The organism is Bacillus sp. ISL-7 (assembly GCF_018613065.1).
On sequence record NZ_JAGGQW010000034.1, the window covers coordinates 127,236 to 148,088 of the forward strand.

Here is a 20,853-nt window from a genome sequence, read left to right on the forward strand (position 1 = left end):
TATTCTCTAGCATAAAAACAAAATAGTTTTAAGGGAATGTTAATGAAATAGGTTTTTAAATAGGGGACACGGTGTGTTCCCTTTTTTAAAAAGAATTAATTACATAATGGAGGTTTATATGAGCGGTCCTAAGTACAAACGCGTAGTATTAAAGTTGAGCGGAGAAGCACTTGCAGGTGAATCGAGCTTTGGAATTAAACCTTCTGTGATCAAATCGATTGCCATTCAAGTTAAAGAAATAGCAGAGCTTGGTGTAGAAGTTGCTGTCGTTGTCGGTGGCGGTAACATTTGGCGCGGAAAAATTGGCAGTGAAATGGGTATGGACCGGGCAACTGCAGATTATATGGGGATGCTTGCAACGGTTATGAATTCTTTAGCACTGCAAGATAGTTTGGAGCACTTAGGAATTGAATCACGGGTGCAAACCTCTATTGAAATGCGCCAGGTGGCTGAGCCTTATATTCGACGCCGTGCAATTAGGCATTTAGAAAAAAAACGGGTAGTCATTTTTGCGGCGGGTACAGGAAATCCATATTTCTCAACGGATACAACCGCTGCACTCCGAGCAGCGGAAATCGATGCTGAAGTAATCTTAATGGCAAAGAATAATGTCGATGGAGTGTATTCTGCAGACCCTCGATTAGATGCAAATGCTACTAAATATGAAGATTTGTCTTTCTTAGATGTTCTTAAAGAAGGATTAGCAGTTATGGACTCTACTGCCTCCTCCTTATGCATGGACAATGATATTCCATTGATTGTTTTCTCGATTATGGAGCAGGGGAATATTAAACGAGCCGTTATGGGGGAAAAAATAGGAACAATTGTTAGGGGGAAACATTAATGCCAAAACAAGTCATCTCTACCATTAAAGATCGTATGACAAAAGCGATTCAGTCATATTCGCGTGAGCTTGCCAGCATCCGTGCGGGGAGAGCAAGCGCTTCGTTATTGGACAGAATTACAATTGATTATTATGGTGCACCAACACCTGTAAACCAAATGGCTGGAATTTCAACACCTGAAGCTAGGCTTATTGTTATTCAACCATATGATAAATCCACCCTTGGGGATATTGAAAAAGCAATTCTTAAATCTGATTTAGGATTAAATCCTACCAACGACGGAATGGTAATCCGTCTTGCTATTCCACAATTGACTGAGGAGCGCCGCAAGGAGTTAGTAAAATTGGTCAAAAAGGAATCAGAAGAAGCGAAGGTAGCTATCCGTAATATCCGTCGAGATGGTAATGACGAATTAAAGAAGCTTGAGAAGAATGGTGAAATTACTGAGGATAGTCTTCGCGGTCATTCGGAGGATATCCAAAAACTTACCGACGAATTTATTAGTAAAGTTGATCAAATTACAAAAGACAAAGAAAAGGAAATTTTGGAAGTTTAATTAATGGCTGTGTTAAAACTAAATGTTGATTTTAAAACTCTGTTGATTGGAGCGGAATGCGCGAGACTCCTGCGGGAGTACGGGGCAGGGGAGACCCCACAGGCGCGTAGCGCCGAGGAGGCTCCCCGGCACGCCCGCGGAAAGCGAAGCGCATGGAGCGGAAATCAACAGACAAATTTAACACAGCCTAATTAATAAATAAGAACCCTCTGTTTAGGGGGTTTTTCACTATTTTATTATGTATTTTGGGGATATTTGATTGTTCCCTAAAGTTGTCTGAACATTATTCTTAATCTCTGTTTTTTTACATAAGTTAAATATTAGAGATATCTTTTTGCTTTTTTGGTATGATAAAAACATGCTACCCCGAAATGTCCATTACATAACAACACACATGCTTCAATGGAATTGATATATGATTTAATTTTCGGAGGAAATGATTAACTAATTGGAGGAGCAATGTTATGTTTAATAAATTAAGGCTTGGGAAGAACCGAAATAACACTTCCACACTCCGAAATAAAATAGAGGAAATAAAAAAATCGCCTGTTCCTGAGCATGTGGCAATTATTATGGATGGCAACGGACGTTGGGCTAAGAAACGGGCATTACCACGTATTGCTGGTCACCATGAGGGCATGAAGGTTGTTCGGAAAACAACGAAATTAGCAAATGAGCTTGGCATTAAAACCTTAACATTGTATGCTTTTTCAACTGAGAATTGGAAAAGGCCAAAAAATGAAGTCGAATATATTATGAGTTTGCCTGATGAATTTTTAGGAACATTTTTGCCGGATTTAATTGAGGAAAATGTTCAAGTGAAAATGATGGGTTATAAAAATCAACTTCCAGTACATACACTGCGTGCAATAGAAAAAGCTATAGAAGAAACAAAAAATAATGATGGATTAGTATTAAACTTTGCATTAAATTACGGGAGCAGAGCTGAGATTCTTGATGCTGTGAAGCAAGTCTTAAATGACAGCAAAAGTGGTAAACTAAACGAGACGGAGTTAGACGAAAAGGTCTTTTCCTCCTACTTAATGACTGCTAATTTTACAGACCCAGATCTTTTAATCCGTACTAGTGGTGAAATCCGCTTGAGTAACTTTATGCTTTGGCAGTTGGCTTACTCAGAGTTTTGGTTTACAGATGTCTTATGGCCAGACTTTAATGAAGAACATTTACTTGAAGCAATTGAAACGTTCCAGAATCGGCAGCGTCGGTTTGGTGGCATATAGAACAACAAAGGTGTTGAAATATTAGATGAAGCAAAGAATCATAACAGGAGTCATTGCAGCTGCACTATTTTTACCAATTGTCTATTATGGTGGATTTCCACTTGTAATATTAACCTACTTTTTAGCGACAATCGGCTTGTATGAGTTATTAAAAATGAAAAAACTTACTATTTTTTCGGTTAATGGTGTGTTAGCACTTTTATTTCTGTGGGTGTTGCTCTTTCCTGAAAAATATTATCCCATATTCGATTCCTTTTATTATTCAAAAATAGAGATATGTATTGCATTAATTCTTTTGTTATTAACTTACACCGTTATTACCAAAAATCAATTTACATTTGAAGACGTTTCTTTTTCTATCCTATCAGCCATTTATGTAGGTATTGGCTTTTACTTTTTCTTTGAAACGAGGCAGGATGGGGGACTTGTCTATATTTTGTATTCTTTATTTATGATTTGGGCTACGGATTCAGGTGCTTATTTTATTGGAAAAGCTCTTGGTAAAACAAAGCTATGGCCCGAAATTAGCCCGAATAAGACAGTTGAAGGGTCGATTGGCGGAATCGCCTGTGCAGTTGTTGTGGCTGTCATATTTGTACTCCTCTCAAACATTAACGTCGGTCTTTTAACTTTAATGGGAATTACAATCGTCCTTTCCGTTTTTGGACAAATTGGTGACTTAGTTGAATCAGCCTTTAAGCGTCATTTTAATGTCAAAGATTCTGGTACAATCTTGCCAGGTCATGGTGGAATTCTTGATCGATTTGACAGCCTATTATTTGTTTGGCCCTTGTTACATTTTTTTCACCTTTGGTTATAGAGCGCGTGCGCTTCACATTTAGGAGTTGACTTTTTATTGAAAACCATTAGCTTATTGGGTGCAACCGGATCGATAGGAACCCAAACCTTAGATATTATCCGTGAGCATCCATCTGACTTTACATTAGCAGCCTTTTCTGTGGGTAAAAATATCGAGTTGGCACGAAAAATGATTGTTGAATTTCAGCCTGAGCTTGTTTCTGTACAAGACTATCATGACTGTAATACATTAAAAGCAGAATTTCCTAATATTAAATTCACTTTTGGTCAGGAAGGACTAATCGAGACAGCAGTTTATGAAAAAGCCGATATTCTTGTCAACGCAGTTCTTGGAAGTGTGGGGTTAAACCCGACTTTACAAGCGATTGAATGTGGGAAGATAATCGCTATTGCCAATAAAGAAACACTGGTTACTGCAGGTCATTTAGTTATGGATGCGGCTAAAAGAAATAATGTACCACTCCTTCCGGTCGATAGTGAACATTCTGCCATTTTTCAAGCCTTGCAGGGGGAAAAGGAGAAAAACATTGAAAGATTAATTCTAACTGCTTCCGGCGGGAGCTTTCGTGACCTCTCTAGGCAAGAATTGAAAAATGTTACCGTGGAGCAAGCACTAAACCATCCAAATTGGTCGATGGGGGCAAAAATCACAATTGATTCGGCATCAATGATGAACAAAGGTTTAGAAGTAATTGAAGCTCATTGGCTTTTCAATATGCCATATGAAAAAATTGATGTACTGCTTCATAAAGAAAGCATCATCCATTCAATGATTGAGTTTCACGATAGCAGTATCATTGCTCAGCTTGGAACACCAGATATGAGAGTGCCGATTCAATATGCGCTCACCTATCCTGATCGTTTGCCATTGCCTTCATCAAAACGTTTGGATCTGGCAAGGATTGGGAAATTGCATTTCGAGGAAATGGATGCCGCGAGATTCCGCTGTCTTGGTTTTGCTTATGAGGCTGGGAAAAAAGGTGGATCGATGCCAACGGTATTGAATGCAGCGAATGAAGTGGCCGTGGCAGCTTTTCTAGAAGGGAAAATTCGGTTCTTGCAGATTGAAGATTTGATTGAGAAAGCCCTAACCGCCCACCAAATCACGGAACACCCTAGCCTAACTTCCATCCAAGAGATAGACAAAGAAACAAGAGATTATGTTCATTCACTCCTGTAAGAAAAACGGAAGCGCAAGTAAAAGAATCTCTCTTATCCTGAAAAAAAGGTGGTTTTATTTTGACTACAGTTATTGCCTTTATAGTGATTTTTGGCGCACTCGTATTCTTTCATGAATTAGGTCATTTGATTTTCGCAAAAAGGGCTGGTATTTTATGCCGTGAATTTGCAATTGGTTTTGGCCCAAAAGTATTTTCCCATAAAAGAGCGGAGACAACCTATACCATTCGGTTACTTCCGATTGGTGGATTTGTGCGCATGGCTGGCGAAGACCCGGAAATGATTGAAATAAAGCCTGGTTATCGTATTGGCTTGTTGTTTGATAAGGATGAAAAAGTAAATAAAATCATCTTAAATAATAAAGAGAAATTTCCTAATTGTCGGATCGTTGAAGTGGAATATGCTGATATCGAAAAGGATTTAGTTATTAAAGGATTTCCTGAAGATGAAGATGAAGTATTAAAAACCTTTATCATTGACCCAAAAGCAGCCATCGTGGAAAATGGAATCGAGTCACAGATTGCTCCAATTGACCGTCAATTCGGATCAAAAACATTAGGACAAAGAACGATGGCTATTTTTGCTGGTCCGATGATGAATTTTGTACTTGCATTCATTTTATTTATTATTATTGCTTTTATACAGGGGGTACCTACGAATGAACCTAAGTTAGGTGAAATAACTCCTGATGGGGCAGCGATGGCTGCTGGTCTTAAAAAAGGTGATCTCATCCAGACGATTAATGGTTCAGAAATTTCGAGTTGGTCTGATGTAGTGGAGGTCATTCGGAAAAATCCAAATGAAAAGCTCGAATTTTCTATTCGCCGTGACAAAAAGGATTTAGATATCACGGTAACCCCAATTGAAAAAACGGTTGAAGGAAAGAAAATTGGGCTTATTGGTGTTTATAGTCCTGTAGAAAAGTCTCCTATTCAAGCAATTAAGGCAGGTTTCACAGAAACCTATTTTTGGACGAAACAGATTTTTGTAATGGTTGGTAAATTAGTCACTGGCCAATTTTCAATTGATGCACTTTCTGGTCCTGTTGGTATTTACCAAGCAACAGATTCTGTAGCTAAATCGGGTATTTATTATTTAATGAAATGGGCAGGGATTTTAAGCATTAACTTAGGTATTATGAACTTATTACCTATTCCCGCTCTTGACGGTGGAAGATTAATGTTTTTTGCTGTCGAAGCTGTTAGAGGCAAGCCGATAGACCGTCAAAAAGAAGGTATGGTTCATTTTATAGGATTCGCCCTCTTAATGCTGCTCATGCTAGTTGTAACTTGGAATGACATTCAAAGGTTTTTCTTATAGTATGTAATCTTTAATTTATTTTGGGGGCCGTTAAATACGGTCCCTATTCTATTTTTAAAGAAAACTAATTAACTAAAATGGAGAAATTTTTCTGTCGAATAAAGCCGAATCATTTTGAGTCATATGATATAATTACTTTTTGACGAGATAAAAAAAGCGATATTTAATAGATGGGAGAGAGAACGATGAGCGAACATGCCCTAGGCAAAAAAGAGCGATTCCAACTCTTGCTCCAGCAGCTGCAATTGATCGAGGATGCTGTTGTAGTGCATTTCAACAATGCGCAAATTGAAAGGTTATTAGTTGAAAAAAAAGCTAGAAAGTGGCATTTTCAATTTTTATTCGAAAATATACTTCCCTATAATGTTTATGTAATGTTTACGTCACAGCTCGAACGGACATTTTCAAACATTGCAACGATTTCCTTCCATATAAATGTAACAAATCAAATTATTTCACCGGAATTATTACGAGATTATTGGAGTTATAGCATTCAGCAAATTGATGGAATTGCTCCGCCGCTTTTAAAACTATTACATGAACAACTTCCCGAAGTGAACGGTAATAAGCTTACAATTTCAGTTCATAATGATACTGAGGGACAAGCACTAAAGCGGAAATATGGCGAGACGATCGCTAAAATCTATCAATCATTTGGATTTCCCAATTTATCGATTGAGACAGTAATAAAAAGTAACGAGAAAAATGAAGAATATCAACAATTTCTTCTTGCAAAGCAAAAGGAGGATCAAGAACGCGGACTTCAAGCAATGGTTGAATTGCAGAGAAAAGAAGCTGAAAAGGATCAGGCATCTGGTGATCTTCCATCTGGACCGCTTACTATTGGTCTTACCATTAAGGATAATAATGACTTCCGAAGTCTGATTGATATTGGTGATGAAGAAAGACGAATAGCTGTAGAAGGGTTTATCTTTGATGCGGAAATACGTGAACTCAGGAGCGGCCGTTCCCTACTGACCTTCAAAATAACTGATTACACAAGCTCTATTATGGTAAAAATGTTTTCACGCGATAAAGAGGATGCAGCCCTGTTCCAGCTTGTCAAAAAAGGAATGTGGGTAAAAGTTCGAGGCAGCATTCAGAATGATACCTTTGTTCGTGACCTCGTGATGATTGGAAATGATATTAATGAAATTAGGCCTGTTGGCCGAAAGGATACTGCACCCGAAGATCAGAAACGTGTAGAACTCCATCTTCATACACCGATGAGTCAAATGGATGCAGTCACACCTGTTAGCACACTGATTGCACAGGCAAAAAAATGGGGACATAAAGCAATTGCAGTAACCGATCACGCGGTTGCACAATCATTCCCTGAAGCGTATGGTGCTGGGAAGAAAAATGATATTAAAATTCTCTATGGCGTTGAAGTAAATTTAGTAGATGATGGGGTGCCAATTGCCTATAATGACGCACATCGTCAACTAGCTGAGGATACCTATGTTGTATTTGACGTTGAAACTACGGGACTATCAGCGGTGTACAATACAATTATTGAGCTTGCTGCTGTGAAAATACATGACGGTGAAATCATTGACCGCTTCGAATCCTTTGCCAATCCTCATCACCGTTTATCGGCAACAACAATCAACCTCACTGGAATTACCGATGATATGGTCCAAACCGCTCCAGAAATTGAGGAAGTTCTACGGAATTTTAGTGAATGGGCGGGTGATGCTGTTCTTGTAGCCCATAATGCTTCCTTTGATATGGGTTTCCTCAATGTCGGATATAGAAAAATAGGCTTTGAAAAGGCTAGGAATCCTGTTATTGATACACTTGAACTTGGAAGATTTCTCTATCCAGAGATGAAAAACCATCGTTTAAATACACTAACTAAGAAGTTTGATATTGAATTAACCCAACATCACCGCGCCATTTATGATGCAGAGGCAACCGGTTATCTACTTTTGAAAATGTTAAAGGATTCCCTCGAAAAAGGAATTGAATACCATGACCAGTTTAATGATAATATGGGGAAAGGAAATGCCTACCAACGGGCACGTCCCTATCACTGTACACTTTTAGCCCAAACACAAGCGGGATTAAAAAACCTTTTTAAACTCGTATCTATATCACACCTTGAATATTTTTATCGAGTTCCTAGATTACCAAGATCTGTTTTGCAAAAATACAGGGAAGGGATTTTAGTTGGCTCCGGTTGTAATAAAGGTGAGGTATTTGAAGGGATGATGCAAAAATCCCCAGAGGAAGTGGAAGGTGCTGCCCGTTTTTATGATTATCTTGAAGTCATGCCGAAAGAAGTAAATGCACCGTTGATTGAAATGGAATTGGTGAGCGATGAAAAAGCAATGGAAGATATTATTGCGAAAATCATTACGCTTGGTGATAAATTAGGATTGCCAGTTGTTGCAACTGGAAATGTCCATTATCTTAATGAAAATGATAAAATTTATCGAAAAATATTAATTAATTCCCAGGGTGGAGCTAACCCGCTAAATCGCCATGAACTTCCCGATGTTCACTTTAGGACAACCAATGAAATGCTTGATGCTTTTTCATTTTTAGGAAAAGAGAAAGCAAAAGAAATTGTTGTAACTAACACGAATAAAATTGCGGATATGATTGAAGTCATTAAACCAATTAAAGACGATTTGTATACACCGAAAATTGAAGGCGCCGATGAAGAAATGCGTGAAATGAGTTATTCAATGGCGCGGAGAATTTACGGTGACACCTTGCCGGAAATTGTGGAAGCCAGGTTAGAAAAGGAATTGAAAAGTATTATTGGGCATGGATTTGCTGTTATTTATTTAATTTCTCATAAGCTTGTTAAAAAGTCCTTGGATGATGGTTACCTTGTAGGCTCAAGGGGGTCTGTTGGTTCATCACTTGTAGCAACAATGACAGAAATTACCGAGGTAAATCCACTACCACCGCATTATGTGTGTCCAACCTGTAAACATTCAGAGTTTTTTAATGATGGTTCTGTCGGTTCAGGTTTTGATTTACCTGATAAGGATTGCCCGCAATGTGGCGGGAAATACCATAAGGACGGACACGATATTCCGTTTGAAACGTTCCTTGGTTTCAAAGGGGACAAAGTTCCCGATATCGATTTAAACTTTTCTGGTGAATACCAGCCGAGGGCCCATAATTATACAAAGGTCCTGTTTGGTGAGGATAATGTATTCCGCGCTGGGACGATTGGTACAGTCGCAGACAAGACCGCTTTTGGATATGTTAAAGCATATCAACAGGATAACAATCTACAACTTCGTGGTGCCGAAGTAGAACGCCTTGCTTCAGGCTGTACGGGTGTTAAAAGAACAACGGGTCAACATCCAGGTGGTATTATTGTTATACCTGATTACATGGATGTTTATGATTTTTCACCGATTCAATTCCCGGCAGATGATAGAAATTCAGAATGGAAAACAACACATTTCGATTTCCATTCCATCCATGATAATGTCTTGAAGCTAGATATCCTCGGACATGATGACCCGACCGTGATTAGGATGCTTCAAGACCTGAGCGGAATGGATCCGAAAACAATCCCTACAGATGATCCTGAAGTCATGAAAATCTTTAGCGGGACCGAGTCATTAGGCGTAACAGAAAAGCAGATCATGTGTAAAACTGGAACACTTGGTATTCCAGAGTTTGGAACTCGCTTCGTTCGGCAAATGCTTGAGGATACGAAACCAACAACGTTCTCTGAACTTGTTCAAATATCGGGGTTATCACATGGTACCGATGTATGGCTTGGGAATGCCCAAGAATTAATCCATAATAAAACATGTAATCTTAGTGAAGTTATTGGCTGTCGTGATGATATCATGGTCTACCTTATTTATCAGGGACTGGACCCATCCTTTGCTTTTAAAATTATGGAATCAGTTCGTAAGGGTAAAGGCTTAAGCGAAGAAATGGAAGCAGAGATGCGGAAAAACGAAGTTCCAGAATGGTATATCGACTCTTGTAAGAAGATTAAATACATGTTCCCAAAGGCCCATGCTGCTGCATATGTACTTATGGCAGTTAGAATTGCATATTTCAAGGTACATCTTCCGCTCCTTTATTACGCCGCTTATTTTACTGTCCGCGCGGAAGACTTTGACATTGAAGCAATGTCGCGCGGTTCAGAATCGATACGTGCAAAAATAGAAGAAATAAATGCAAAAGGGCTAGAAGCATCTAACAAAGAAAAAAACTTATTAACGGTTTTGGAACTAGCACTTGAAATGACTGAAAGGGGCTTTGTTTTCCAGAACTACGATTTATATAAATCTTCATCATCCGAATTCATCATTGAAGGTAATACCTTAATACCGCCGTTTAATTCGATTCCAGGCTTAGGAACGAATGCGGCCTATAATATTGTCAAGGCAAGGGAATCAGGAGAATTTTTATCCAAAGAAGATTTACAGCAACGAGGAAAGGTATCTAAGACTATCCTTGAATATTTAGACAAGCAAGGATGCCTATCATCCCTTCCAGAGCAAAACCAGCTTTCTCTGTTTTAACTTGGATTATCATCTAGCTCCAGCGCCTAGGGGCACGAGTCATAAGCCAATCTCTTCGGAAGGCAAAAACGCCTTCTGTCAGCGCTTGTCTTATGCTGGTCGCCCCTGATCAAGGCGCTTCCGCTTTTGGGCGCTATTTGCATTAAAATGTTGGTTATGGTATAGTTTTATTGGAAATACTAAGAAATACTCTCGTGATCAAGAGTGGGGAAACCCGCTCTTTCGTTTTTGTATAAATCTTTTTTCTTAGTAACTTGATAAAACTCTCCGTGAACTACATACAATATGGGTGAAATTTTCGGAAAAGGAGGTAAAGGCATGAGCAAGGTAACGGAAGTTGTAGAAGAGCTGGCTACGCCTATTTTTCAAGAGCTTGGTTTGGAATTAGTGGAAATTGAGTATGTGAAGGAAGGAAAAAGCTGGTTTCTTCGCGTATATATCGATAAAGACAACGGTGTTGATATTGAGGATTGCGGACTCGTTAGCGAAAAACTCAGCGAAAAACTCGATGAGCTTGATCCGATTCCCCATAACTATTTTCTTGAAGTTTCTTCACCTGGAGCAGAGCGTCCATTGAAAAAAGATAAAGATTTCCAAAAGGCAATAGGTAAAAGTGTCTTTATCAAAACTTATGAACCGATTGATGGGGAGAAAAGCTTCGAAGGGACATTATTAGAATTTGATGGTCAACATTTAAAAATCGAAATGAAGATTAAAACCCGGAAGAAGACAATTGAAATTCCCTATGAAAAAGTAGCCAACGCGCGATTAGCTGTTACTTTTTCGTAATGAAATTATAGATGAAGGATAGGGGGATACAAAAAGATGAGCAGCGAATTATTAGATGCTCTTACAATACTGGAAAGAGAAAAAGGTATTTCCAGAGATGTTTTAATTGAAGCGATCGAAGCAGCTCTTGTTTCGGCATATCGCCGAAATTTTAATCAAGCCCAGAATGTTCGGATTGATTTAAATTTACAGACAGGATCAATGCGCGTTTTTGCTAGAAAAGAAGTGGTCGATCAAGTATTTGACCCTCGTCTCGAAATTTCCTTAGAGGATGCGAGACAAATCACACCAAATTACCAAGTTGAAGATATTGTTGAAATGGAAGTTACACCCAAGGACTTTGGGCGGATTGCAGCTCAAACTGCCAAGCAAGTGGTTACTCAACGTGTAAGAGAAGCAGAACGCGGAATTATTTATTCGGAATTTATTGACCGTGAAGAAGATATTATGACTGGTATTGTTCAAAGACTCGATTCTAAATTTATTTATGTAAGTCTCGGGAAAATCGAGGCATTATTACCTGTAAACGAGCAAATGCCAAATGAACGTTATAAGCCTCATGATCGAATTAAAGTATTTATTACAAAAGTTGAAAAGACCACCAAGGGGCCGCAAATATTCGTATCTCGAACACATCCTGGTCTCTTAAAACGTTTGTTTGAAATTGAAGTTCCTGAAATTTATGATGGAACCGTTGAAATTAAGTCAGTTGCCCGTGAGGCAGGGGATCGCTCGAAGATTTCTGTCCACTCGGATAATAATGAGGTAGATCCAGTTGGGTCTTGTGTTGGACCTAAGGGTGCGAGGGTTCAAGCGGTTGTTAATGAATTAAAGGGTGAAAAAATCGATATTGTTAAGTGGTCAGCGGACCCAGTAGTGTTTGTGGCAAACTCACTTAGTCCCTCAAAAGTATTAGATGTTATGGTTAACGAGAATGAAAAAGCAACAACAGTTGTAGTTCCTGATTATCAGCTTTCATTAGCAATCGGGAAACGAGGACAAAATGCCCGCCTAGCAGCAAAACTAACAGGCTGGAAAATTGATATTAAATCAGAAACTGAAGCACGTGAGAATGGAATTTATCCACGTGAAGAAACCATTAGGCTTTTTGATGATCAAGTTGATACTGATTTCGATTATGAAGAAGAGTTGGACTAAAAAGTGAGGTGAATGATGAATGAACAATCAGAAAAAAGTTCCTATGCGCAAGTGTGTTGCAACCGGTGATATGAAACCGAAAAAAGAACTTGTTCGCATCGTTCGCTCAAAGGAAGGGGAGGTATCCATCGACCTGACGGGGAAGAAATCCGGAAGGGGTGCTTACCTTTCAAGGGACAAGGAAGCTGTCTTACTAGCCAAGAAAAAAAATACCCTATCTAATCACTTACAGGTTTCTATAAATGATTCGTTATACGAAGAGCTACTTGAGCTTATAGAGAAGGAGAATTGACAATCCAAATGAAACAAAATCAATGGATGTCATTGCTTGGCTTGGCCAATCGAGCACGCAAAATCATATCAGGTGAGGAGCTTACCGTGAAGCAGATTCAAAGCGGAAAGGCGCATCTCATTTTATTATCCGCAGATGCTTCTGCAAATACGACAAAAAAGATTACTGATAAGTGTAATTCGTATGAGGTTCCATATAAAATTGTGGAAAATCGTCATCTTCTTGGTCAAGCAATTGGCAAGGAAGCCCGCGTTGTTGTAGCTGTTCTGGATGATGGATTTGCCAAAAAAATGGTAACGTTGCTCGATTAAATCTAGCGGGGGTGAAAAGATGAGTAAAATACGTGTATATGAGTATGCAAAAAAACACAACATTTCAAGTAAAGATATCATCACAAAACTAAAAGAAATGAATATAGAGGTCTCCAATCATATGGCAACAATAGAAGACGCAGAAGTTAAAAAGCTTGACGAAACATTCAGTAAAAAGGATAACAAGGCGCCACAGCAAAACACAGAGAATAAACAAAATGGACAGCAGCAACAACGAACTAACTCTCGTCCAACTCAAGCGCAGCGTCAAAACCAAAGACCTGCACAGTCAACGCAAAGGCCGCAAGTTCAGACGAAAACTCCTAAAGCATTTGAAGAAGCTGCTGATAAAAATGCCGCTCCTAGCAAGGTAAAAGTTGTTTCTCCTCCAAAGACGGTCGAAGGCAAAAAGCAAAACCAGGAAAATCAATCCAAAGAAAATAAGGTTTTCAGCAATGCTGATAAAGCTAAAGCCAAGCCTTATAATAATAATCAAAATCGTAATAATAATAATAATAAAAATAAGAAAAAAACACATACACCAGTTCAACAAGCCCAGCCACAGAAGAAAAAAGAGAAGGAGCTTCCAGCGAAAATTACTTTCAGTGAATCTCTAACTGTGGGCGAATTAGCAAAGAAGATTTACCGTGAGCCTTCAGAGATTATTAAAAAGCTCTTTTTACTAGGTGTCATGGCCACAATTAATCAAGTCTTAGATAAAGATGCGATTGAATTGATTGCAAGCGAATATGGGGTTGAAGTGGAAGAAGAAATTAAAGTTGATACAACAGATCTTGAAGTGTACTTTACTGAGGATTCAGAGGATTCTCAAGTGGAAAGACCTTCTGTTGTAACAATAATGGGTCACGTTGACCACGGTAAAACAACCTTGTTAGATTCCATCCGTAACACAAAGGTTACAGAAGGAGAAGCGGGGGGAATTACCCAGCATATTGGTGCCTATCAAGTGGTTGAAAACGGGAAAAAGATTACCTTCCTTGATACACCAGGACACGCTGCCTTTACGACAATGCGTGCACGTGGTGCTAAAATAACTGATATTACCATCCTAGTAGTAGCTGCAGATGATGGTGTAATGCCGCAAACAGTTGAAGCAATCAATCATGCAAAAGCTGCAGAGGTTCCAATTATTGTAGCAGTTAATAAAATGGATAAAGAAGCTGCAAATGCTGACCGTGTAATGCAAGAATTAACTGAACATGGATTAGTATCAGAAGCATGGGGTGGAGATACTATCTTTGTACCACTTTCTGCAAAAACGGGAGAAGGCATTGACACCCTTCTAGAAATGATATTACTCGTTAGTGAAGTAGAAGAATATAAAGCGAATCCAAATCGTAAAGCCGTTGGTACTGTTATCGAAGCACAACTAGATAAAGGGCGTGGATCCGTTGCAACCTTACTAGTCCAAAACGGTACACTAAAAATTGGTGATCCTATTGTTGTTGGTCATACCTTTGGTCGTGTCCGTGCAATGGTGAATGACAAAGGACGCCGTGTCAAAGAGGCAGGTCCGTCAACTCCTGTTGAAATAACTGGACTTAATGACGTGCCACAAGCTGGAGATCGTTTCGTTGTGTTTGAAGACGAAAAAACTGCACGTCAAGTTGGAGAATCACGAGCTCAAACAGCACTGGTAGCCCAACGTGGTGAAAAATCCATTGTTAGTCTAGAAACGCTTTTTGATCAATTAAAGCAAGGTGAAATGAAGGATTTAAACATCATTCTTAAAGCGGATGTTCAAGGGTCTGCTGAAGCCGTTGCCGCTTCTCTTCAAAAAATAGATGTTGAAGGTGTTAACATCAAAATTATTCATAGCGGTGCTGGAGCAATTAATGAGTCGGATATTAGTCTTGCTGCTGCGTCTAATGCCATCGTCATCGGTTTTAACGTTCGCCCTGATGTAAATGCGAAACGTGCAGCAGAAGCGGAGAAAGTTGACGTCCGTCTTCACCGTATAATTTATAAAGTGATTGAAGAGATTGAAGCAGCAATGAAAGGTATGCTTGATCCTGAATTCCAAGAAAAAATAATTGGTCAAGCAGAAATCCGTCAAACCTTTAAAGTTTCAAAGGTAGGAACAATTGCTGGTTCATATGTAACGGATGGTAAAATTACTCGCGACAGCGGTATTCGTTTAATTCGTAACGGTGTTGTCACTTTTGAAGGTAATATTGATGCGTTAAAACGATTTAAAGATGATGTAAAAGAAGTTGCCCAAGGTTACGAATGTGGTATTACAATTAAAAACTTTAATGATGTTAAAGAAGGAGACATCATTGAAGCATACGTAATGGAAGAAATTGAACGTAAATGATCATCGGTGTGGCCGAATGTGAATGTATGATCTATGATGCTCATTCTTTAAAAGAGAAACGGGCTGTCCTTCAACGAATCCTTACACGCTTAAAACAGAAATTTAATGTTTCTGTATCAGAAGTTGGCTTTCAGGATATGTGGCAACGAACGAAAATTGCCATAGTTGTCGTAACTTCCACGCGTGTATCGACGGAACATGAGTTGCAAAATGCTTTGAAATTAATCGACTCATTTCCAGAAATAGAGAGAACGATCACCGAGATTGAATGGCTTTAAGTTAAGAGGTGAATGTGATGAGCCACAGAGCAAATCGTGTTGGAGAACAAATGAAAAAAGAACTAGGTGACATCATCGGTCGCAAAATCAAAGATCCACGTATTGGTTTTGTGACGGTTACCGACGTTGAAGTAACAGGAGATTTACAACAAGCGAAAGTGTATATTTCCGTATTAGGTGATGAAGAGCAAAGGGAAAATACCTTAAAAGGGCTGGCCAAAGCAAAAGGTTTTATTCGGACCGAAATTGGCCACCGTATTCGCCTTCGTAAAACACCTGAAATCATCTTTGAATGGGATGAATCTATCGATTACGGGAATCGAATTGATACACTTCTTCATCAACTGCATAAGGATGAAAAGCCTTTAGAAAAAAGTGAAGAAGAATAATTGGATAGACATTGTCTATCCTTTTTTTTCGATAATTTTTTGATTGGAGGATTTTAATTGGAAGGCATATTACCGTTATATAAGCCTGCGGGTTTGACATCCCATGATTGTGTGTTTAGATTGCGAAAGATTTTAAAAACAAAAAAGGTTGGGCATACGGGTACTCTTGATCCAGACGTAACAGGAGTGCTTCCAATTTGTATAGGGAAAGCAACAAAAGTTGCTGAATACATAACCGATGCGGGTAAATCGTATGAGGGAGAAGTAACAATTGGTTTTTCGACTACTACTGAAGATGCTTCTGGTGAAATTGTGGAGCAGAAACCAGTGGATCGGACCATTCGACGAGAAGAGATTCTCCAAGTTTTTCATTCAATAACCGGTGAAATTGAACAAACACCTCCTATGTTCTCGGCAGTAAAAGTGGGAGGGGTCCGTCTATATGAATATGCACGGAAGGGTATAGAAGTCGAACGTCCCACTAGAAAGGTAACGATTTATTCCATCGAATTATTAGATGACCGTGATGAATTTATCGGTGAAACTGTACAGTTTAGGTTTAAGGTCAGTTGCAGTAAAGGGACCTACATCCGGACTTTAGCGGTAATGATTGGTGAAATTCTGGGCTTCCCTGCACATATGTCCTTTTTACAAAGAGTTCAATCGGCTGCTTTTTCATTGGAGGATTGTTTGACGTTTGATGAAATTGAAAAACATATGGAGGCTGGGACAATTTCAAGTGTTTTAAGGCCTTTAGAAACAGCACTTTCTCATTTGCCGAAATTCCTAATTAATGATAAAGTAGCAGAGAAAGTGAAAAATGGCGCATTATTACAAATGCCAGAGCATTTAAAAACTAGTAACGGACCGATTGTCACTGAAACTGCTGATGGACTAGCTCTTGCTATTTATTCAAAACATCCAAGCAAGCCAGACCTCTTTAAACCAGTTAAAGTGTTACGTAATGATTTAGAAGAAAAAGGTACGGTATAGAAAAGGTGAGTTTCATTGGAAGTAATTAAGCTTAGATTTCCATACGATATAACAAATGTTGAATTTCCGCCCCTAGCAATGGCTATGGGCTACTTTGATGGAGTGCACCGTGGCCATCAACAGGTAATTCTTGAGGCAAAAAGGCATGCTGAAGAAAAAGATATTTGCAGTGCGGTCATGACATTTGACCCCCATCCTTCGGTAGTGTTAGGGAAAATGGAACAGCAGATACAGTATATTACTCCATTATCTGAAAAAATAAAAATTATCGAAGAACTTGGTATTGATTATTTATTTATCATTAACTTTACTACTGAATTTGCCAATTTGCTTCCTCAGGAATTCATTGATCAATATGTTATTCGACTAAACGTAATGCACGTAGTTGCTGGTTTTGATTTTACCTATGGGCGTATGGGAAAGGGGACGATGGAAACATTGCCCTTCCATTCAAGAAATCAATTTTCTTATTCGGTCGTTCCAAAGTTTACTCAAGGTGATCAAAAGGTTAGTTCAACTAGAATTAGAAACTTGCTTAAAGAAGGAAAAACAGACGCGCTTTTATCACTTCTTGGACGATCTTATACAACATCGGGCAAAGTCATTCATGGTGATAAACGAGGCAGGACGATTGGCTTTCCAACGGCGAATGTTGACTTAAATGACGATTACATGATCCCGCCGACCGGCGTATATGCAGTAAGAATGAAAGTTGAAACCCAATGGTACAATGGAGTCTGTAATATTGGTTATAAACCAACATTTAATAAGGAAGCCTTACATCTTTCTGTTGAAGTTCATTTATTTGACTTTAATAAAGATATCTATGGTCAAGAAGTGGTCATCGAGTGGCATCTTCCCTTACGTAAGGAACAAAAATTTTCAGGGATTGAAGAGCTCGTTGCACAAATTGAAAGAGATAAGCAAAATTCACTAGAGTATTTTAAAAAACAAGACAATCTTCCACATTCTCACTTATAAAAGGCGTTTTTCCTACAATAAACTTCGTTATAGCCTTGCTTTTTGATGTGAAAAGTTGTATTCTTATTAACGTATTAAAAATAACCTCTACTTGGCAAGACGAATCACCAACGCTTGCTCGGTACCAGGGGATTTGTAAAATTTAGGAGGTGAATCCGGATGGCAATCACTCAAGAACGTAAAAATGAACTTATCAATGAGTTTAAAACTCATGAAAGCGACACTGGATCTGCAGAAGTTCAAATCGCTGTCCTTACAGAATCAATCAACAATTTGAATGAGCACTTACGTACTCATAAAAAAGATCACCACTCACGTCGCGGTCTTTTGAAAATGGTTGGTAAACGTCGTAATCTTTTAACATTCCTACGTAACAAAGATGTTCAACGTTACCGTGTGTTAATTAATAAGCTTGGTCTACGTCGTTAGTTTACAGAAGCGGGATTATTCCCGCTTTTTTATTAGCTTTAAAAAGAGGAAAAGAAAATAAAGAATTTTTTATACATATTTTTAAGTCATGACTTTTTTGTGCATACTATTAAGGTGATTTCGCATTTAAACTATAGCTTTCTAAGCTTTTTAATAATAGTTAGATTTAGAATGATGAGTACAGCGGAAGTGGAAATTTTCGCATCATCCTCCTAAGTGATTTAGATAGAGAGGGGTAAAAATATGGAACAATTGAAACATGAATATTCCATGGTTTGGGCAGGCCGTAAATTAACTGTCGAAATTGGACAATTAGCAAAGCAAGCAAACGGTGCAGTCTTGGTACGCTATGGAGATACAGCAGTATTGAGTACGGCAACAGCCTCAAAGGAACCAAAAAACTTAGACTTTTTTCCATTAACAGTTAACTATGAGGAACGTCTATATGCTGTCGGAAAAATCCCAGGCGGCTTTATTAAACGTGAGGGGCGCCCGAGTGAAAAGGCAATTTTGGCAAGCAGACTAATTGACAGACCGATTCGTCCGCTATTTGCTGATGGCTTTCGTAATGATGTACAAGTTATTAGTATTGTCATGAGTGTGGATCAGGATTGTTCTACCGAAATGGCTGCAATGTTCGGATCTTCGTTAGCACTTAGTACATCAGATATTCCTTTTGAAGGACCGATTGCTGGTGTTATCGTAGGACGGGTTAACAATGAATTTGTTATTAACCCAACTGTAGAACAAGCTGAAAAAAGTGATATCCATTTAACTGTTGCAGGTACTAAAGATGCAATCAACATGGTAGAAGCAGGTGCGTTAGAGGTTCCTGAAGAAACTATGCTAGAAGCAATTATGTATGGCCATGATGAGATTAAACGGTTAATTGAGTTCCAAGAGAAAATTGTCGCTGAAATTGGCAAACCAAAAAGAGAAATCAATCTTTACGAAATAGATAAGGAACTTGAGGCAGAAGTAAGGGAAATATGCGAAGCTGATATGGTAAAAGCCATTCAGGTCCAAGAAAAGCATGCCCGTGAAGATGCCATTAAAGAAGTAAAAAACCAAGTGATTGCCAAATTTGTGGAACAAGAAGCTACAGATGAAGATATGAAGCAAGTAAAGCAAATATTGGACAAGATTGTAAAAGGTGAAGTTCGCCGATTAATAACAGTGGAGAAGATTCGTCCTGATGGCCGAAAAATTGATGAAATCCGTCCGCTTTCTTCACAAATAAGTATTTTACCACGTACCCACGGTTCGGGACTTTTCACACGTGGACAAACTCAAGCCCTAAGCATTTGTACTCTCGGTGCAATGGGTGATGTTCAAATTCTTGATGGTCTTGGAATTGAGGAAGAAAAGCGCTTTATGCATCATTATAACTTCCCTCAATTCAGTGTTGGTGAAACTGGCCCAATCCGAGGACCTGGTCGTCGTGAAATTGGTCACGGTGCCCTTGGTGAACGTGCCCTTGAACCAATTATTCCATCTGAAAAGGATTTCCCATATACCATTCGACTTGTATCTGAGGTACTTGAATCTAATGGTTCCACTTCGCAGGCAAGTATTTGTGCTAGTACATTAGCGATGATGGATGCAGGTGTTCCGATTAAGGCTCCTGTAGCAGGAATTGCAATGGGACTTGTAAAATCTGGAGAACATTATACTGTTTTGTCTGATATTCAAGGAATGGAAGACCATCTTGGGGATATGGATTTTAAAGTAGCAGGTACTGCTAAAGGGGTTACTGCACTTCAAATGGATATAAAGATTGAAGGTCTTTCTCGTGAAATATTGGAAGAAGCCCTCCAGCAGGCAAAAGTTGGCCGAATGCACATCTTAGATTCAATGCTTGCTACCATTACGGAACCAAGAACAGAACTTTCACAGTTTGCACCTAAGATTTTAACCATGTCAATTAACCCAGATAAGATCAGGGACGTTATCGGACCGAGCGGTAAACAAATCAATAAGATTATTGAGGAAACTGGCGTTAAGATTGATATCGAGCAGGATGGTACCGTATTTATTGCCTCTACAAATCAAGAAATGAACCAAAAGGCAAAGAAAATCATCGAAGATATTGTTCGTGAAGTTCAAGTAGGCGAAATGTATCTTGGTAAGGTAAAACGAATTGAAAAATTTGGAGCCTTCCTGGAAATCTTTGCTGGTAAAGATGGTCTCGTTCATATATCTGAACTTGCCGAAGAACGAGTAGGTAAAGTAGAGGATGTTGTTAAGATCGGGGACGAACTTCTAGTGAAAGTAACCGAAATTGATAAACAGGGCCGTGTAAACCTTTCACGTAAAGCTATTTTAAAGGAACAGCGTGAAAAGGCTGAAAATCAATAACAAAAGACTCGGGACATTTAATCTGAGATGGTAAGGAAGTCAGGGGACAAACCCTGGCTTTTTTCC

18 protein-coding genes are annotated in these 20,853 nt (G+C 38.9%); all 18 read left to right on the forward strand.

Annotation, left to right across the window (positions count from 1 at the left end; translation table 11 throughout):
* Window positions 1-118 precede the first annotated feature (118 nt).
* The 18 genes from pyrH (at window position 119) to pnp (ending at window position 20,787) form a co-directional block, all read left to right on the forward strand.
* On the forward strand, window positions 119-844 hold the full coding sequence (gene pyrH / locus J7E66_RS12340; protein WP_168242772.1) for a UMP kinase: 726 nt from the start codon (window positions 119-121) through the stop codon (window positions 842-844).
* Window positions 844-1,401 (forward strand): ribosome recycling factor, encoded by a 558-nt coding sequence (gene frr, locus J7E66_RS12345; RefSeq protein ID WP_215000366.1) that lies wholly within the window; start codon window positions 844-846, stop codon window positions 1,399-1,401. Before pyrH ends, frr begins: the two co-directional genes overlap by 1 nt.
* Before the next feature lie 464 nt (window positions 1,402-1,865).
* On the forward strand, window positions 1,866-2,642 hold the full coding sequence (locus J7E66_RS12350) for an undecaprenyl pyrophosphate synthase (RefSeq protein ID WP_168242774.1): 777 nt from the start codon (window positions 1,866-1,868) through the stop codon (window positions 2,640-2,642).
* Between the two features lie 25 nt (window positions 2,643-2,667).
* On the forward strand, window positions 2,668-3,462 hold the full coding sequence (locus tag J7E66_RS12355) for a phosphatidate cytidylyltransferase (RefSeq protein ID WP_215000368.1): 795 nt from the start codon (window positions 2,668-2,670) through the stop codon (window positions 3,460-3,462).
* A 36-nt stretch (window positions 3,463-3,498) separates the two neighbouring features.
* Window positions 3,499-4,641 carry a 1-deoxy-D-xylulose-5-phosphate reductoisomerase gene (gene dxr / locus J7E66_RS12360; protein ID WP_215000370.1) on the forward strand — a complete coding sequence of 381 codons (1,143 nt, stop codon included), beginning with the start codon at window positions 3,499-3,501 and terminating at the stop codon, window positions 4,639-4,641.
* A 59-nt stretch (window positions 4,642-4,700) separates the two neighbouring features.
* The gene (gene rseP / locus J7E66_RS12365; RefSeq protein ID WP_215000372.1) at window positions 4,701-5,960 is read left to right on the forward strand and encodes an RIP metalloprotease RseP; all 1,260 of its coding nucleotides are present in this window, start codon (window positions 4,701-4,703) and stop codon (window positions 5,958-5,960) included.
* A 185-nt stretch (window positions 5,961-6,145) separates the two neighbouring features.
* A complete protein-coding gene (locus J7E66_RS12370; protein ID WP_215000374.1) occupies window positions 6,146-10,471 on the forward strand; it encodes a PolC-type DNA polymerase III in 4,326 nt (1,441 codons plus the stop codon).
* Between the two features lie 318 nt (window positions 10,472-10,789).
* On the forward strand, window positions 10,790-11,260 hold the full coding sequence (rimP, locus tag J7E66_RS12375) for a ribosome maturation factor RimP (protein ID WP_098933006.1): 471 nt from the start codon (window positions 10,790-10,792) through the stop codon (window positions 11,258-11,260).
* A gap of 36 nt (window positions 11,261-11,296) precedes the next feature.
* A complete protein-coding gene (nusA, locus tag J7E66_RS12380; RefSeq protein WP_215000376.1) occupies window positions 11,297-12,418 on the forward strand; it encodes a transcription termination factor NusA in 1,122 nt (373 codons plus the stop codon).
* Between the two features lie 19 nt (window positions 12,419-12,437).
* A complete protein-coding gene (gene rnpM / locus J7E66_RS12385) occupies window positions 12,438-12,710 on the forward strand; it encodes an RNase P modulator RnpM (protein ID WP_088086390.1) in 273 nt (90 codons plus the stop codon).
* A gap of 8 nt (window positions 12,711-12,718) precedes the next feature.
* Window positions 12,719-13,021 (forward strand): YlxQ family RNA-binding protein, encoded by a 303-nt coding sequence (locus J7E66_RS12390; protein ID WP_088086391.1) that lies wholly within the window; start codon window positions 12,719-12,721, stop codon window positions 13,019-13,021.
* 19 nt (window positions 13,022-13,040) lie between these two features.
* On the forward strand, window positions 13,041-15,359 hold the full coding sequence (infB, locus tag J7E66_RS12395; RefSeq protein WP_215000378.1) for a translation initiation factor IF-2: 2,319 nt from the start codon (window positions 13,041-13,043) through the stop codon (window positions 15,357-15,359).
* The gene (locus J7E66_RS12400; RefSeq protein ID WP_088086393.1) at window positions 15,356-15,637 is read left to right on the forward strand and encodes a DUF503 domain-containing protein; all 282 of its coding nucleotides are present in this window, start codon (window positions 15,356-15,358) and stop codon (window positions 15,635-15,637) included. Before infB ends, J7E66_RS12400 begins: the two co-directional genes overlap by 4 nt.
* A gap of 17 nt (window positions 15,638-15,654) precedes the next feature.
* Window positions 15,655-16,026 (forward strand): 30S ribosome-binding factor RbfA, encoded by a 372-nt coding sequence (gene rbfA, locus J7E66_RS12405; protein WP_088086394.1) that lies wholly within the window; start codon window positions 15,655-15,657, stop codon window positions 16,024-16,026.
* A gap of 57 nt (window positions 16,027-16,083) precedes the next feature.
* Window positions 16,084-17,019, forward strand: a complete 936-nt coding sequence (truB, locus tag J7E66_RS12410) for a tRNA pseudouridine(55) synthase TruB (RefSeq protein WP_215000380.1) — start codon at window positions 16,084-16,086, stop codon at window positions 17,017-17,019.
* Between the two features lie 15 nt (window positions 17,020-17,034).
* Window positions 17,035-18,000, forward strand: a complete 966-nt coding sequence (gene ribF, locus J7E66_RS12415) for a bifunctional riboflavin kinase/FAD synthetase (protein WP_215000382.1) — start codon at window positions 17,035-17,037, stop codon at window positions 17,998-18,000.
* 159 nt (window positions 18,001-18,159) lie between these two features.
* Entirely contained in the window at window positions 18,160-18,429 is a 270-nt protein-coding gene (gene rpsO / locus J7E66_RS12420; RefSeq protein WP_026566475.1) for a 30S ribosomal protein S15, read from the forward strand.
* Window positions 18,430-18,672: 243 nt separating this feature from the next.
* Window positions 18,673-20,787 carry a polyribonucleotide nucleotidyltransferase gene (pnp, locus tag J7E66_RS12425; RefSeq protein ID WP_215000384.1) on the forward strand — a complete coding sequence of 705 codons (2,115 nt, stop codon included), beginning with the start codon at window positions 18,673-18,675 and terminating at the stop codon, window positions 20,785-20,787.
* Window positions 20,788-20,853: the final 66 nt, after the last annotated feature.